Origin of the sequence: Anoxybacillus ayderensis (assembly GCF_000833605.1) — a bacterium.
Taxonomy (GTDB): domain Bacteria; phylum Bacillota; class Bacilli; order Bacillales; family Anoxybacillaceae; genus Anoxybacillus; species Anoxybacillus ayderensis.
Window position 1 is genome coordinate 48,596 of record NZ_JXTG01000009.1, and the last position, 16,314, is coordinate 64,909.

The 16,314-nt window shown below is 33.9% G+C and carries 9 protein-coding genes and 1 pseudogene; all 10 read right to left on the bottom strand.

Annotated elements, in window-relative coordinates; translation table 11 throughout:
- Positions 1-155: 155 nt before the first annotated feature.
- Positions 156-4,415: a coiled-coil domain-containing protein gene (locus JV16_RS09190; protein ID WP_042535442.1), complete on the bottom strand. Its 4,260-nt coding sequence runs from the start codon at positions 4,413-4,415 to the stop codon at positions 156-158.
- A gap of 14 nt (positions 4,416-4,429) precedes the next feature.
- Positions 4,430-5,251, bottom strand: a complete 822-nt coding sequence (locus JV16_RS15020) for a DUF4007 family protein (protein WP_052481251.1) — start codon at positions 5,249-5,251, stop codon at positions 4,430-4,432.
- A 2-nt stretch (positions 5,252-5,253) separates the two neighbouring features.
- Positions 5,254-6,690 (bottom strand): helicase HerA domain-containing protein, encoded by a 1,437-nt coding sequence (locus tag JV16_RS09200; protein ID WP_042535444.1) that lies wholly within the window; start codon positions 6,688-6,690, stop codon positions 5,254-5,256.
- Between the two features lie 628 nt (positions 6,691-7,318).
- Positions 7,319-11,167 (bottom strand): hypothetical protein, encoded by a 3,849-nt coding sequence (locus tag JV16_RS09205; protein ID WP_160289328.1) that lies wholly within the window; start codon positions 11,165-11,167, stop codon positions 7,319-7,321.
- A gap of 47 nt (positions 11,168-11,214) precedes the next feature.
- Positions 11,215-12,726, bottom strand: coding sequence for a hypothetical protein (locus JV16_RS09210; RefSeq protein ID WP_042535448.1), 1,512 nt, complete (start codon positions 12,724-12,726; stop codon positions 11,215-11,217).
- A gap of 20 nt (positions 12,727-12,746) precedes the next feature.
- Positions 12,747-14,504 (bottom strand): hypothetical protein, encoded by a 1,758-nt coding sequence (locus JV16_RS09215; RefSeq protein WP_042535450.1) that lies wholly within the window; start codon positions 14,502-14,504, stop codon positions 12,747-12,749.
- 247 nt (positions 14,505-14,751) lie between these two features.
- Positions 14,752-14,898, bottom strand: a pseudogene (locus tag JV16_RS09220) (nucleoside triphosphate pyrophosphohydrolase); the annotation flags it as partial.
- 319 nt (positions 14,899-15,217) lie between these two features.
- Positions 15,218-15,601, bottom strand: coding sequence for a retropepsin-like aspartic protease (locus JV16_RS09225; RefSeq protein WP_042535452.1), 384 nt, complete (start codon positions 15,599-15,601; stop codon positions 15,218-15,220).
- Positions 15,598-15,858: a hypothetical protein gene (locus JV16_RS09230; RefSeq protein ID WP_042535454.1), complete on the bottom strand. Its 261-nt coding sequence runs from the start codon at positions 15,856-15,858 to the stop codon at positions 15,598-15,600. Before JV16_RS09230 ends, JV16_RS09225 begins: the two co-directional genes overlap by 4 nt.
- 117 nt (positions 15,859-15,975) lie before the next feature.
- Entirely contained in the window at positions 15,976-16,245 is a 270-nt protein-coding gene (locus JV16_RS09235; protein ID WP_042535456.1) for a hypothetical protein, read from the bottom strand.
- Positions 16,246-16,314 lie beyond the last annotated feature (69 nt).

Genomic DNA, 16,314 nt, shown 5'->3' on the forward strand with positions numbered 1-16,314 from the left:
ATATAGAAAAGAAGACATCTAGATAATTACTATCTAGACGCTTCCTTTTCTTTATAACACAAAAACAACTACATACATTTAGAGAGGGTATCGGGAATTCCCACCTAACATATTCCATTTTTTTGAAAACTACATCTCTCTTCGCAATTTCATTACTAGGAAACAATATTCAACATATTCCTCATCTTTAATAAAGCAATCTCTTTTTGCTCATCAGACAACTTAGAAAACAGACTAATCACTGCTTCTACTTGCAGTTCACTTAATCGATTATTTACTAATTCTCTTGTTTCTTTAAGAGAACAAATAGCTGATTCACTTAAATATGGTGGGATTATATTTGTATTCTCTAGCCAAGTCATACAACGGGATACATCCCAATTAGAAACTTCATCAGCTAATGATGATAGATAGCCGAGTTTCCATCTTTCTTCAAGATCATTCAAGCGATCGAGCAAATATTTTTCATGTGCATCAATAACTAATGAAAAATCAACTTCTGACTCATAGCCTCCCCACTTATCTCGCAAAGCATTAAATTCATTAATTAATTCTTTTCTATTATCAGAGAATTTTTCAAGATTATAAACATCATTAAGGAAGTTCTGTACATCGTTCGCTGCTTGCTCTATACCCTCCCGATCAATATCGCTAATCGATTTTCCAAGGATTATTCTTACTTGAGACAAAAATTCTTTGCAATCTTGAACACTTAGTAAATTATATATCACGTCATATATTTCTGAAACTTCCTCTTTAAGCTTATTCAAATATTCATCTGCTTTATTTATGTTTGACTCGATTTTTTGATAGTATTCATGTAAATATCTTTTATCCACCGGATAGTTTTCTAGTAATTTCAAAATTTCTTGTCCATCATTTTTTATTTTGACCAATTCATTGTATCCGGATGTCGGAGATGGTTTGTTATTATTGAAATAATTTTGTACTGTTTCATTAATATTTTGCAGTTTTTGTATAATTGTCAAATCATCCAAGATTTTATCAAGCTTTGTTCTTAATTTGCGTGCCAAATCCCGATAATCGTATTTAGTTAAAGAATCTATTAAGTGAAGAACCCATTTTTCAAAAGCTGATACTTGAGCGTAGCTTTGACATTTTAAATTATTTATAAAATGCTCGAATTTCTCTTGAATAAAGCTATGACATTCTAATTCCATTTGACGAGCTTCCTCAAGATGTTTTTGATTGTACAAGTATCTTGTTGAATCCCCGATCATTCCTTGTATGTTTTGACAATCATCTAACACCTCGAATATTAGCTTAAATTGCTTATCTCTTTTTCCATCCTCTAATTTAGATCTTAAAATCCCGAACAGATCAGTATTATTTTTGTGTAATTTCAATCCCTCTTTCAAAATCAACTCCATATTAATTATTTTGTCCTCGAGCTCTTTTGGTATATCTTCTTCTTGCTTTAGTTTTTGATACTCTTCCCATAATGATGGACACATATCTATATCATTATTTCTTTCAACTTTATTATACAAAACTAAATATCGCCCTGCAGATTTTTCAGGATCGACTCTAACAATCGCAGTATCAAACAGTTTCTTAAAATCTACTTCTTTATCTGCAAATACTTCATTTCCCCATTCCTCGAGGCGTAAACGAACATTTCCAATACTTACCCGAATCTCAAGTTTTCTTTGCATTAAGTACGTAGCGATTAGTAAAGCTAAAGCATAGTCATTAATACCATATGGAGGTTTATGGTAAAAATCGAAAATTTTACTTACTTCTACCTCTTCGCTTTGAGCAACTAACTCGTCTATTTCTCCATATATTTGTCTTATTTTTAAGTTAGTTGGTGAAATAATTTGATAATCACTGTTGAATATTCCCCATGACCCTGTTCTTCCCTCAAACAAAATCCCTTCGATACGATTTTTAATTTCAGTTGTTTCTGAATGAATAACTTGGAAAGTTGCACCTGATAAAATAAGTCTTCCTATTCGGGATAAATTCTTCTTAGCTTTTCCTAATGATTTATTAGTGAATTCTGTAAAAGGGAATGGGACAACAAATGGATACAATTTGTCGAACAACGCCTCAAAATAGAGTTTAGGACGTTTATCAACTCTACTAACTCCGTCTCCAGTCAATATTGTACGCTTTGAAATAAGCTCATTAAATCGATCTCTAACCACATTCTCTGTCTTCTCTCTAAACTCTGGAATAAATCGATAAAACTTCGCTTTTTCTTGTTCTGTAAATAAGTTAGAAATCTGATATTCCACTAAACTATTATAGAAATCATTACTTTGATCATCTAGTACAAAGAAAACAATAGGTATTTTGTCAAACTCAAATCGTTTTAACAACTTTGAAACTTTTTCGATTTCCTCCGTATCAGTTCCCGCTGGAACATAGAGCCACACTAATTTTCCCTTCGGTTTTTCTGGAGAAGTTGATAATTCCCAATCATTTTTTAACCGAAGCAGAAAATCTTTCCCTACATCTCCAATGTGAACTATTTGTTGACTAAATTTCCACTCATTTGTGGTTATATTGTTTTTTATCCCAAACGACGTATCAGTAACCTCTAATGGCAAGACTTGCTGCACAGCATTATCAAAAAATAAGCTAAGATCCAACTCTAATTTTCTTCTTTTCGCATTGATTAGCCTTTTGAAATCATTAATCCCCGTGGCATCAGCAATAAAATCAAATACATTAGCACTTTCATCATAACTAATAACACCAAGTTCGTGTTCTAGCTGAGCGACAATTTCATTTACTTCTTTAAATGTCAATTGTGCAATATAGGCAAGTAACTGTTTCGTTTCTTCTAAAGACCTAGTTTTAAACTTTCCGATCCTGGCAACAAGGTTTGCTGCTAAAACTTCCTTCTGTCTTTCATCCAACTTATCTCCGTATTTTGTTAATATTTGGTTGTAAAGAATGCAGTATTCACTCTGCTTTCTCCCTTCTTGTTCAGCAGCTAAAAGTTCTTTAAAAAACTCTGATCTTACTATTCTCGTTGCTGGAACAGTACATAGATCCCCGAACTCACTCAAGATGTTATTTGCTTCTAAATCTATTTGTCTTTCTAAAAAAGTTAAAGAAGATCTTTGCTGAAGCCAAGAAGAAAGATTCGATAGCATCCATGTAGTTAATGGATGTAATGGATAGGCTCCTTCTAAAACTATTTTTCTAAAATGCTCAAAATCTCCCCATACACTAGAATTTTTAGAGTGAGGGGACCAAGCTAAAAATTTTTCATGGAATAATTTCCATTCATCTTTATTTTTTTCAATTTTGTTAACAACCAATCTTTTGAATTCGTTACTATCTTCTCTTTCTATTAAATTAGCGAAAATAGTTTCTAGATTTGATGATAAATGTATTTTTTCGCTCGCTTCGTATCTACCGATATAACGACTTATATTTGTTGTTCTATCTACCCTAGTGAGGTACGACTTTAAATCAGATTGTATAAAACCAACAAAGACGATTTTATCACTACTGTCTTGAACAGCCTCATAAATCTGTTGGAGGGCGGAATCACCTGCTCTTGTAGGATAGGCAGAAGCGAACTCTATATATCTTCCAAACTCATCAAAAAACACTAAGACTTTATTAAAATTTCCTCTATCTCCACATAAATGCTCAGCTATTTTGGAAAGCACATCCCCGGCTGAAATTCCCTCATCCCATCTGATATATGTTCCATTTATTTGATAATAAACCTTATTTATAACTTCAAACACATTAGGATCTTGTAAGATATTTTCTAGAAGATAATTTTTTAAATTTACATAATCCGCTACACTAAGAATTTCTTGTGCATATTCCTTATACAAATTTTCGTAATTTTCATAAGTGTTGTTAACGAAATTTTTAGCAATATCATATGATTTTGTAATGCTTTTTAAAAATTCTCCATCTACGCCTTGCAGATCTAAAACTTTCTGTGCTGCATTTAATATCTCATAGTTTAAGTTAAAATCTCTCATTCCATTTAGAACCAGCACCAAGTTAGGCTTCAATGAATATCCTTTAATTTCTTTTCCTATTCTACCATCTACTTTTTCTATGTTTGAAATAATCTCCGTTTGTGTTGATGCATTCCCGCTAAATAAACTTGCTAAAGTTAACGCTAAATGTGATTTACCTGTTCCGTACGGAGCAATGACCATAAAGAAATTAGATAGGCTACTATCACCATATAACTTATTAGCTAAAATATTAGCGAAGGTGGCCGTATCGACTAAACGATGAGTTTTATACGTTAAATCATCTTCAAAAACACCAAAGTACTCCGGTCCATGAAACACAAAACTTTTAGCTACCTCTTCTTGTTTTTCCTTGTTATAATACCAATCAACTTGTACCGCACCGTTGAAATATAGTTCTTTTTTAAATCGAATAACATCCTTAAGATGTATCATAATCTCCCTCTTTTCTATATCAAAAAACTATATATTTTTCCTAATAACATTTCCGAAGAGACTTGTTTAACTATCGTAATAGGGGATAGCTGCCTATTAATAAGAACTATCCTTTCTTCTTGGAGAGTATCCAATATATCCATAATAACAAAATCATCCCAAATGAAAGGTTTTCCAAAACCGAGCTCTTTTTTTATGTGGTCATACGTTAATTCTGTTTGATTAGGAAACAACTCTTCCCATTCACTGATTAGTAAATACGCATATAAATACCTAAACACTCTATTAGGTTGATGCTGTCTAAAAATGCATTTCTGCTTTTCAATCTCTAGTATCCCTAGATTCCCAAAACTTTTTTCGGTTGTATAGCATGTACGAAGTGGAGTAGTATTAATATTACTTACATTAAAATGTTTACAAAGGGCATTTTCTAAAAATTGTTGTTCTAACTCCAACCCAGCACTAGGAATGAGCGTATTAAAAATATAAGACCACATCGTTGCCGGAGATTTAAGGGTACATAAATTATAATGACATAACCAATGTGTTAAAGTTTCTGTAAAAAACGGATCCTCTCTAACGATTACCTCTCCTAAAGGGGTTAAGCGAATAGAATAAGCAACTCCTTTTTTATGAACGCTTATTAATCTCATTGCTTGACAGTACATGATGTTAGGTTCAACTTTTCCAGACCGTTGGCCAGTTGGAATTGTCGTTATAGCTGAAATTTCTTCTTTTGATAAGTAATCGTTTGTTTTAGAAGCGAGTTGCACTAACTGTGCAATCGCTTCCTTCTCTGGTGCAAATGTCTGATGAAAATTTAATGAGAACTGCATAGCTACTTAATCCTTTCTCCTAACGAAGTAATATTAATAATCATAGGTGCCCCTCTCTCTAAGTTACCGTTCGCACCTAATACAGGTCCAGAGACTATACATTGACCCTTTCCTAAACTTGACAGTTTTAAAGCCCATTCTTTTCTTTTTTGATTATCCATACTTAAGAAAGAAGCAATATCACTTATTTCAGATTCCGGAGGTGAAAAATAAACTTTTTGACTTGCATTTTGCAACCTCTGAATCTCATCCTTATCTAGCTGTCCTTGTAAGAATTGAGTAGCATACCAACCCGACCAGCCAAATTTACGCCCCTCTGTTAAAATTTTAGCACTTGGCGAACTCTCGGAATGATCTAGATTTTGCGCCTCGTCTAATATTACTGGAAAAGGTTTTGTTTTATCTCCGTGTGATAAATTAAAATTCCATAAATCCCAAAGTATAAACTCAGTTACAATTAACTGAACTTCCCTCACAAATCCAGACAATTGAACAACAAAAATAACTCCTTCTTGTTTCCGATGTTCCTCCCAGTTATATTCTGACTCAGAGTCAAATGGGTTTCTATCAATAAGTGGCTCAATTTTTGCTAATGCTGTTTTGGCGTAACTAGATCCGTCTACTTCCAATTCATCTCTCAAATATTGTAAATTCATTTTAGCACCATATTTTTGAAGACCTCTCATCGTAGCTCTATATATAGCATTAGCTTGCTGATCTCCCATCCCTTTATACACAGCTGCAAAAACACTTCTTATTCTTTCAGCTACATCCGCATTTTCTTCTTCTTTATAAAGCCCTTCATCAATTTCCTTTAAATTTTTTTTGAAAGGATTGATCGGAAATCCTTGCATTTGTACATGAAATTGTTTAATTCTATCTCCTAAATATCCCTTAAACTCTGGCTCTAACTTAGAATTTTTAAATCCATCTGTATAATCAAAAATAATACTTGAAATATTATGACGAGCCAGTTCAAGCAATAAACACTGGATAAAGTATGTTTTTCCTACCCCCGATTTTCCAGTAATCAATATATGTCGATTCTCGAGTTGTGGGTGTCCATATTCCCAATAAACTTTCTTTTTCGTTTTAACTTCTTCACCTAGCAGAATTCGAATATTCTCCAAGCTGTTGATTGTTCTCTCGTGAGTATCTAAAATACTCTTATTCGAATTAGTTATCTCTAGAGCTTCGGTTGCTACTTTGCTAGAAAAGTGGTACCCCTGTGCCTCAACTAAGGTTTGATTAATTACATTTTCTGTGTCACTTCGATTATACTCTTTCTCATTTATGAGAGATTCCGTGTTCGTAATATCAACATCTTTTTCTACATTTACTCTCTTTAAAAATATGGATAGGTAAACCTTTGAAGTAATCTCTGGTTTTTCCCCCCATTCACACCGTACGTGAGAGTTTCCCCTCATACGGCGTTCCATCAATCAGTTGTATCAGCCGATTGACTAGTGGCCATCCCTCCATGATGTTTCCATCACTTCTTCAGTACTATGCCACCGCTCTCACTGGCATAAAGATGAGTTATAGCATTTCGCCTTTCCTCATCACCGTTTCATCGGTGGGTAAGACCTCCACGTTGCCAACTTTCCACGTTCCAATGGTTCTATCTGTACATATGCACTTTTAGGTGAACCCTCTAGCCCTGCTGGCTGGACAGCGCCTATAACGCTGTAAGGTGTTTCATAAAGACGAATCTTACTCCACCTCACCAGCACCACCAATCGTGGCAATACCATTTCTGGTACTTATACCTCTAGAGCTGTACATTCGGATTTTCGTCAGCTGTTTTTGCATCCCAGCATCCTCACCATGAGTGCTTTATAGACCCCCGGCCTATCCGTTGCACCCCCCACCTCTGGAGAGCTTTCGTCAGCCTTATCTGTTACGGCAACGTTCAGCCGACTTCACCGAGCTTATAACGACTAGATGCTTCCCCATCTTGCCGCTATTCGGAGTATTAGGGAGAGCCTTTCGAGGCGTTACCCTCTCATTCGACTCTTCGAACCATCAGTTCTCCTAGTTTTTTACGCTAGTGCCTAACCTTTTCAGTTAGGAACGTGTCGCACCGTCTTGGTAATCATCTCTATCATCCGCAAAAAGATCTATTTCTTCCTTTTCTATATCAACAAAAGAAATACCATCTTGTAAATCTTGAGGCAATAAATTCTTCTGAATGTAAATCTGTCCAAATGATTTATGAACACACAGGATCTCGCTATCTCTTAAATTAATTTTTTCCTCACTAATGACCTCTTGGTTATAGTCTAACCAATAGGTAAGTAACACACAGTTCCACTCTATTTCAAATTTTCCTTCGATTATCTTCAACAAGCCTTTGTTTAATGTTTCTTTATCATTTGGATTATTGGTGATATAAACCGGCGAAAAAGATAGCAATCTATACAATTGTGAATACCAATATCTTCTATCATGTTTCTCAGAGGAAGGATCAAAAATAGACTTTAGGAACTGTACTCCTGCCTCTAGTTGGGTAATCCCTTTTTCTACATGGAAAGCATTTTCTTTCCCCATTTTGCATTCTACTAGCGTTGCCTTAATCTTAATAACATCTTCTAACTGCAATCCATTCCTGTCTATTTCTAAGAGTAAAAAATCTGGCCTATTTTCTAACTTATTCTGCATTTTTCCTTCATGAAACCAATGTTGATAAGAATCAAGCGAAATATAGTTTCTAACTATCAAGCTATCAGTTACTGTTTCTACCTCTAGTGAATAGACAGATAAAAGGCTAGATAAAAAATTATGAATTTCATAGTTATAAGGATTCAATGCCTTTAAAACCTTAATACCATCTAAAAGTGAAGACTTCTTGACGCAATAACTCGCTGATTGCTCGCATGTCCTTAAATCCCAAGAAGTAAATATGGATTGTAATCGAGATTTTAGCTTTAAGCATATATCATTTTTCACTTCTGGAGATGACGAAATCGCAACATTTAACTCTCCGAACGAACCCTCTCCAGTTGAGAAACTTATGATATTTTCACTATCATAGAATGTTTTATCTAGACATGTATCTATAGTAACCACCCAGCGAGCTATTTTATGAAGATAATTTAATAACTCTCTAGATTGGTCAGATAAAACCAACTTTCTCTCTACTCGGTAAATATCTTTTTCGCTGTATGGCTGCTCGATCCAAAACACTAATTGTGAATGACTGAATGAAGCTTGAAACTGCTTTTGGCTAATTGATATATTTCTTACTCTGTCTTTTCTTGAAGCAGGGAGAGGATGAAACGTCATCGGAAACCTAGTGTCACTGGGATTAATAGATTTTTCCCATGTTCGTTCGTAATCAATCCCTGCTGTCTCAAGTATGTTTTCGTAAAAAATAATATCGTAATTATCTAATGCCTTTTTCCAATCATTTAGTGACATATTCTTTATATCTATATAACTATAATAAGTTTCTATATTTACATTATCATCCTCGCTAAAGAAATTATCTAGCCAAAAACTCAAATACCTTTTTCCATGTTGAGTATTTAATGGCGATATAATGTGTATTTTTAAATTTACATATCGAAACGATTCCTTATATTCCTCAATAAATTTATGAAGAGAAGCGACTATGATTTGTAATTGTTCAAAGTTAATAAAACACACCGATAGAAAGTCAGCATTAGATGGAAAAGTTTGAACGTACTGCTTCATATGGTTAAATACTAATTGTGATTTTGATGTTTCCGATAGAACCTCTTTACTGTCAAAATCTTCATCTAAAGACCTCCCTAAGGCCATTAAAGAGGGATGATTTAAATAAATTTCATCCGCTACTCCTTTTCCATGTAATGCATAGTATCCAAATACGTCTCGAGTAACCCGACTAGCATTGTTGCTTGAATAAATTATGTCTACACCAGATATAATTGTAGATTGTTTATCGATTTTTTCCATTCTTTTTAAAATAAAATTTTTAGTTAATTTCTCTCTCTTGGCTAGTTGAATAAGTTCTGCAAACCCTTTTCGCTGAAATGCTTGCTGGTCTATTATTTTCTCTAACATTGCTGGATGATATGGAGGGACTACAGCCCTAGTTAAATCTAACTTATTTTCCGCTTCATTCTTGCTAGGCACTAAAAGCAGTAAGTTCACTACTAAATGCAGATAGTTTTTTTCCTCATCACTTAAACTTTCTATTTTTTCGGTAATATCGTTCACTACTTCTACATATTTACTAACAAACCTAATAGCGCTATCTTTATTAAAACCGTTAATCGTATTGTATAGTCCATTTTCACTAACATCTTGTACAAATGCCAAAAACGGTATAGTTAATTGATATAATTTAGTAAAAATTACACTGTTTCTTGCTTCAATAGGAAATAGCGAAAAAATATTAGTGTATTCAAGCGACAAGTTTCTCAAATAAAAATGAAACGACTCACTATCCGTGCTAGCTAAAAGATTTAATATTCCCTTACTATAAAAAATCGGTAAAAAAACCTCATCTTTGTCGACAAGTTCTTTTAAAAATTTTGTATGAGAGAAAGCTTGTAGCCAATATTCATACGGGTTAAAGTTCCAAACGTACTCTTTTTTCACCTTATTGTTTATATAAATTTCAAAATGAATTTTTGATAACCTTTCAGTATTAGTATCCGCCTTAATATTAATATGTTTAAAATTCTGTAATGTAAAAGGATCTTGATTGTCTACATACGATACATTTACTTCTTCATCTAGCTCTTGATTTATGTAATCTACAATCCCCCCTAAAGAGATACATAAATCATGCCACTTATCAAACTTATGCTCGTCATCATTAATAGTATCCGTTAACACAACTTCGGTTACCCTTATTTTTATGTCTATTGATTCGTTTATTAGATCATCTGACTCTACTGAATCAATTAAAATTTTCGCATATGCTTGTAAAGGAGAGCCATGGATTTTTTTTACTTTATCCTTTGTACTTTTTGATCCTGATGACACTCGAATATTAAGAATTTTTTCTATTAAATTGAAATCTATTTTAGAGAGCTTCCCCCTAAGCAAATCTATATTTTTCCCTTTTATGAAATCAAACACTGCTTCCTTGAATTCCGAAAAGCTATTGAATTCTCGTAATATTTCATCTTGAAAATTTGTTATCAATTCCGGATGAAGTTGTTCGAACTGTTCAAATTTGTCTTCTATCTTTTTAAATTCTTTTTCGGACAATCCTTCTTTATAATCAGCTCGAGTAATAAACTTTACTGCTTTATCTATAATATCTATCCGTTTGTTATTCTTTAATTTTGATATCCATATCGCATCTATACTTTTTATATTAGGTAGCCCGAAATAATCAAAAAATCTAGAAGCTACAAATTCTACGATTTTTTCTGCATCATTTAATCCTTTTTCTATAAGTTCATCGACGACCATACTTAACTTAAATAAATCGTTTGGAATATATTGAAACAAACTCTTAAAAAAACTATTAATTAAATTCTTTTCTGTTTCGTCATCGATATCAATAAGCCCATGAAACAAAAGGTGATACTTTCCATTCAATTTTTCCTCTATAGTTCTTGGGGTTATGCAATAAAAGTCAGCTAATCCTCCTTTATCTTCTATACTTTCTGTTCCCATCAAAATAACTAGTCCTTTTTCCTCTGCAAACAAATTTCTCCATTTAGTCATCTGTTCTTCGAAACTTATTACTTTTTCTTCCACCAACTTTTCTAAAGCTATTTTATAAGATTTTTCTTTTGAAATCTCTTTTGAAAAAAGATCATACTTCTCTTTTGCTAGTTTTGCTATGAATTTTAAGTTGCGCCCCTGTGCATATTGTTTGAAGTATAAGTAAACATTCAAATAAACCTCAGGATGAACAAAATGATCTAAACGAAAAAATGCATTCCCATTTATCTCTAGCTGTTCACTCATGATATTAACTATCTCATTTACATATTTCCTCAAGCCTATCACCCTTTTTATACAAATGGATTCTCTACAATAGAAACAGCGTCAGATAAGTCTCTTAAAAACCCACAATCCTTAAGCATTTGTTGCATAATATTAACATTCTCATCAAATGAGCTTAAATCTAAATTTTGTTTCTCTCCAAAATGCTTTATAGCTTCAGTCGGTCCTATAACCATTCTGAAGTGTTCATAACATTTGTTTAAAAACGTTGAGAAAAGTATTCTCTCCCCGGGAATGATTAAACTAGTAACAAGTAGCTTAATCATATTTTCGTTGAAAGTAAACCTCATATTTTTCCCTGTTGGTGGTACAACAAATTCTATATCTTTCCCCAGCCGTCTAACCAACTTATTCGTGTCTTCCGATGCTTCTTTATATATATGTATCTCGCTACTTTTCTTATTTTGAGATCTTAGTTTTTCTTGGTATTTCTTTAGATTGGCTTCATGAACAGCTCTAAAAACATTCTCTTCCAACTTCCGATAAGATGATACCGCCATTTTTCTAATCGATCCATTAGGATTATCTGTTAAATCTATTAGCCATTCTTGACTATCATCATTGTAAAGTAGTTCTGTAGATTGTAAACACATCATCCTGATTATTTGTACAGCTATAAGTGAACCTAATAATTGTATTTTCTCAAAAGGATCTAGTCTACTTCTTAATAAATTATCTAACTCGATAACTGTATATCCCGCTCTCAGAGAATAGTTATCAGGAATCCAGCTAGTTTCTCTTTTTATCCAACTAATCCCATCAAAATCTATAGAATTATCTTCATAATGATAAAGAAACCACATTTTTTGAATATAGTTCGCTACTTCACTTAACTGAGGTATCCCCTGCAGTAAGCCTCTTAATCCTTCGACAAGCCTTTCTTCATACTCTGGTTTTTGTAAAATCCCTTGTAAAACATGTAAATAATAAACCTCTCCCCCTCTAGCCATAAATGCCCTATCAGTAAATGAGAAAGCTTTATCGACTTTCTCATCATTTCTTTTGTATTCCATAGATTTTCGAACAGCTTTTTTTCCCATCGCCTCACAAAAAATAAGTTCAGGAGCTACAGGAAGAAGAGATTGAGCAAACCAAGATCTTCCACCAGTAACCGCGTTGAAGCTATATAACAAATCTTGAATAATATCCAAAACCATATCCGGATTCAAGTTAGAATTGTCGGTCTCTATATTTTCCTGTAGGTATACTCTAAAATTGCTCAATGCATCTTTATCGACCTTAAATCTTTTTTCAGGATCGCTCTTATTAAGAAAAATAAATCTTTTTAATCCTATGCGAGGATTAGGAAAATATTTCAAAGTACTATTTTTAGGAATAAAAAATGAAAAGCCTTGATCTGCACTATCCAAGGAATCACTTTCTCCCTTCGGAGAAATAAAAACAAGGAGAAACTCTAAAAGATACTCATATAGGGTTTGACTACGGTAAATTCTTTGACCATAAATTTGTATTTGCAAATTTTCCGAATCTCGTTCGAAATCTTTTAAATGCGGAAACAAAATAATCCCCCCTATAACATTTATTTTACATAAATTCCTTTATCGTAAATTTCTAAAGTGATTATTTTCGGTCCTTTTGCCGTGTGAATCAAAATCTTAATTTCAGTTTGGTTCCCATTGAACCTATATCTCTGGTATAATTTTGATTTCAACTTATCCACACCATGGCTTAGCGAAGGATTTAATTTAGTTGATACTGCTCCCTTAACAACTTTATTAAAGTAATCAAGTAACATTAGTGAAATAGGAAATTTACCATCCACATTTTCAAATCTTAATTCTAACCTGTAATAACCTTCTTCTCGATCGTATACCGACGTTATATAATTTTGTTCTACATGAATGCTAGATGCCTCTATCTTTCCAAGCAACAACTGCACTGGTTGAGCCATTTCTTTACGATTCACAGGGAGATATATCACTTCCTCGTCAAAGTTACCCATCGGAAATCCGACAAACATAGTATACAAAGCTTTTACTATTTTATTTCTAATTTCTCTTATTTCCCGTAAGTTTAACTGTTTAGATCGTATTTTTAAATATTCACTAAACACAGGAGAAAAAAGCATGTTTAACATGTTAGATATTGAATCTTCGTCATGATTGCCAAATAAAATTTGGGCTCTTCTAACCGCTTTCCTAAGTTCACGAGCCCTCTCGCTCTTTAATAAATCAGAAGATGATGTAGTGTATCTTCTCATTTCACTATTCCAGATAGGCTGAATAATCATCTTTACTGTTTGGGTTAAAAAAGAAAAATCTTCCTGAACAAAAAATGAATAATCATTAGGCAATTCTTTAGAGTCAAGTTGTAAGTTCTGTAATTCTTGAATAGCTTTGATTTGTAGCGCATCTTTATTTTTGATTACACCTACATACCCAAAAAACAAGTTAGAAAAATGATAGTTAAAGAGTGTGTTTCCATTTAATTTATTTTTTATGTCATCGCAAGTGAGATTGCCAGTAAGGCTATAAGAAATTTGTGACAAGATTTGTCGAATAGTTAGCCTTCTATCTGTTTCGTATAGCCATCTATAGTACGAAGAGATAAATTTTTCTACATTCACATAGTTTTCTTTAACAGAAAGATAATTATGATAAATAGGGCATTTTTTCTTTGATTCACAATTGTTACACTCTATCCATAAATCATCAGCTAATAAGTTTCTGAGTAATCTAGGAATAATAATTACATTATCAATTCTCGCCATGTTAATTAGTAAAACATCATACTTTCCTACCTTTCCTATACCTCCGTTGTTTTCGTCCATTAATTTTAATAAATTCATTTCAATTTCAGTCATCGACACCCCTGTAGGATAAGCCTGCTCTAATCCTTTGAAAGCCTCTATCAAAGGTCCAGTATTTGAAATCAATATAGATGAGCCACCATGATTTTTAATGTCTAAAGCATGTTTTAATACATTAATCTGCTCCTCTTTATTCAGCTCACTCATATCCTTCACATAAAAAATAGTTGTGTTTAACTGTTGAGAATAAACCTCTTGAAATTTGCTAATGGAATTTCCATTTAAAGCATTTAATGATTTTAAAATTTGATACAAAAGGCCGGTTTTCCCGTCTCCGGCGTGCCCAGTAAGTATAACTACGTTAGGAGCTTGTTTAATTTTTTGAATAATGTATTCACCTATATTCCTATCAACACGTATTTTCTCATAATAAGGATTACTAATCTGCGATTCGGCAATAGCATTTTCATTAGAACTGTTGGCATTATTCATTGAATTTAAGTACTTAATATAATTATTAACGGTCATTCTATCAACACTCCAGTTATCGCCATTATTAAATCCAAACACGTCCTGAACTTAGAGTCACTACTGACCTTTTTTATTCATTGATTGATAAAAATATACATAGTTATTTTAACTCAAAAAACGCGCGGAAAATGTAGAATTCTGTCTAATGTTCAATGGTAAAATCAACCTAATATAGACACAACGCGCACATATTTAACTTCGAGTCCGTCAATTCTTCTATTGCCGCTACATTATCCCTCACCTACACATATTCCTCCAGCTCTTCAAACGCTTTTTTTCGCAGTTCATGGCGGTATTCTTCATCGCTTAACGTGCGCGTTGTACATGTCTTCCCAGCTGCTTCGATGACTTGTGGAATGTTGTCGCGAACAAGTTTATTATAAACAGGCATCGTATCCTCTCCTCTCCTTTTCACCTCTTCTTATTTTACAATATTTCCCGCTCTTTTGGAACAAAAAAACTGCGCTTAACGTGGTTATTTGTACCACTTCAACCGTTCTTTTAGCGTCTCGACGTCGATTGGTGACTCGGGAGTTTGTGGGGTTTCCCATTGCTTTTGATATTGATTAGAAATATACACCTTCTCACCCTCCAACGAAAATAGTTATACCTTTTCTATCGCTGGAAAGGGTGGAAAAAGATAGATACCAAAAAAATAAAGCCGTTCACCATTTGTGAACCGCTTTCCTTCCATTCGTTTCATCTCTCCGCTAGCGTACATAAAGAATCAGTTTTTCTAAATCGATGACAGCGCCAATATGCAAAAGACAATCAAGTCCTATAATCGCATCTAGCTCTACCCCGTACTCCATCGCACCAAATTCAATTTCAAAATTTGCTGCCTTCATGGATCCTATCATGATTTCATCTACAATTTTTGCATAAACAAATTCCGTCCCCCCCACCCCGCTAATTCGATAAATAGAATCGTTTTCTTCTGGAACGATTCCAATTGTTGCTGCTTGATCAGCACATACGATGGTTCCTGTTGAGCCGGTATCGATTAACGCTCTTTTTAACTTAATCGTTTTATTTTTATGGGTTAACTGCAATGTAGCGAGCAACATCCCTTCTTCGATCCGAAGTTCTATCATCCTCGGCGCACTCCCGTCCATGTTCTTTCCATAATATTTGTTTCTTTGCGATTCGTATGAAGAACATACAATTCTCGATGAGGATTTTCCTTATGAAGATGTTTATACTCACTCATTGCTTTCATTGGATCCGAAAACGTTTCAATCGGGATTAATTTGTTTAAAACACGTTCGTTTTTCTCATTTGTATAGGCATCCACCGCCTCAATGAGCACCCAACGATTCGGAAAAGCTTGCCGAATTTCTTCCCACTTCATCGTCTTTCCCCCATTTCTTTTTGCTTTTATCTTAACACAAACAAAGAAAAAACGGATCTTTTTGACAAACCAAGAGTCTGTAGAAATCGTGTGGGGGCGGTGACCTTCTGCCACTCCCTAAACTAAAAACCAAATCGTCACCCAAGTCGCCGCTACGGTGCATACAATAGCAACCGTTTGCCATTTGACTATCTCCCGCTTATTGCCAGAAACAGAAAATATATACTTTCTCATCCCCGCTCCAATCGCTAACGTACCGAATAAAAGCAATGTGAGCCCGAACAAAAAAAGCCCGTTCGGAAAGTGCGTTGCTTCGAAAATTCCAAAAAGAGCCAATCGAAACGAAACATACGTGACTGCCACGACGCCAATCGTATAGAATAACATCACTGCCCATTTTCTCGTCTTCCTTCTGTTTTCATCCCCTTCACGAAAAAAATATCGTACCACCTAGAT

Coding starts and splice junctions, on each gene's coding strand:
- JV16_RS09190 (WP_042535442.1), bottom strand. CDS start 4,415: ATGATACATCTTAAGGATGTTATTCGATTTAAAAAAGAACTATATTTC.
- JV16_RS15020 (WP_052481251.1), bottom strand. CDS start 5,251: ATGCAGTTCTCATTAAATTTTCATCAGACATTTGCACCAGAGAAGGAA.
- JV16_RS09200 (WP_042535444.1), bottom strand. CDS start 6,690: ATGGAACGCCGTATGAGGGGAAACTCTCACGTACGGTGTGAATGGGGG.
- JV16_RS09205 (WP_160289328.1), bottom strand. CDS start 11,167: ATGAGTGAACAGCTAGAGATAAATGGGAATGCATTTTTTCGTTTAGAT.
- JV16_RS09215 (WP_042535450.1), bottom strand. CDS start 14,504: ATGACCGTTAATAATTATATTAAGTACTTAAATTCAATGAATAATGCC.
- JV16_RS09225 (WP_042535452.1), bottom strand. CDS start 15,601: ATGATAGAACTTCGGATCGAAGAAGGGATGTTGCTCGCTACATTGCAG.
- JV16_RS09230 (WP_042535454.1), bottom strand. CDS start 15,858: ATGAAGTGGGAAGAAATTCGGCAAGCTTTTCCGAATCGTTGGGTGCTC.
- JV16_RS09235 (WP_042535456.1), bottom strand. CDS start 16,245: ATGTTATTCTATACGATTGGCGTCGTGGCAGTCACGTATGTTTCGTTT.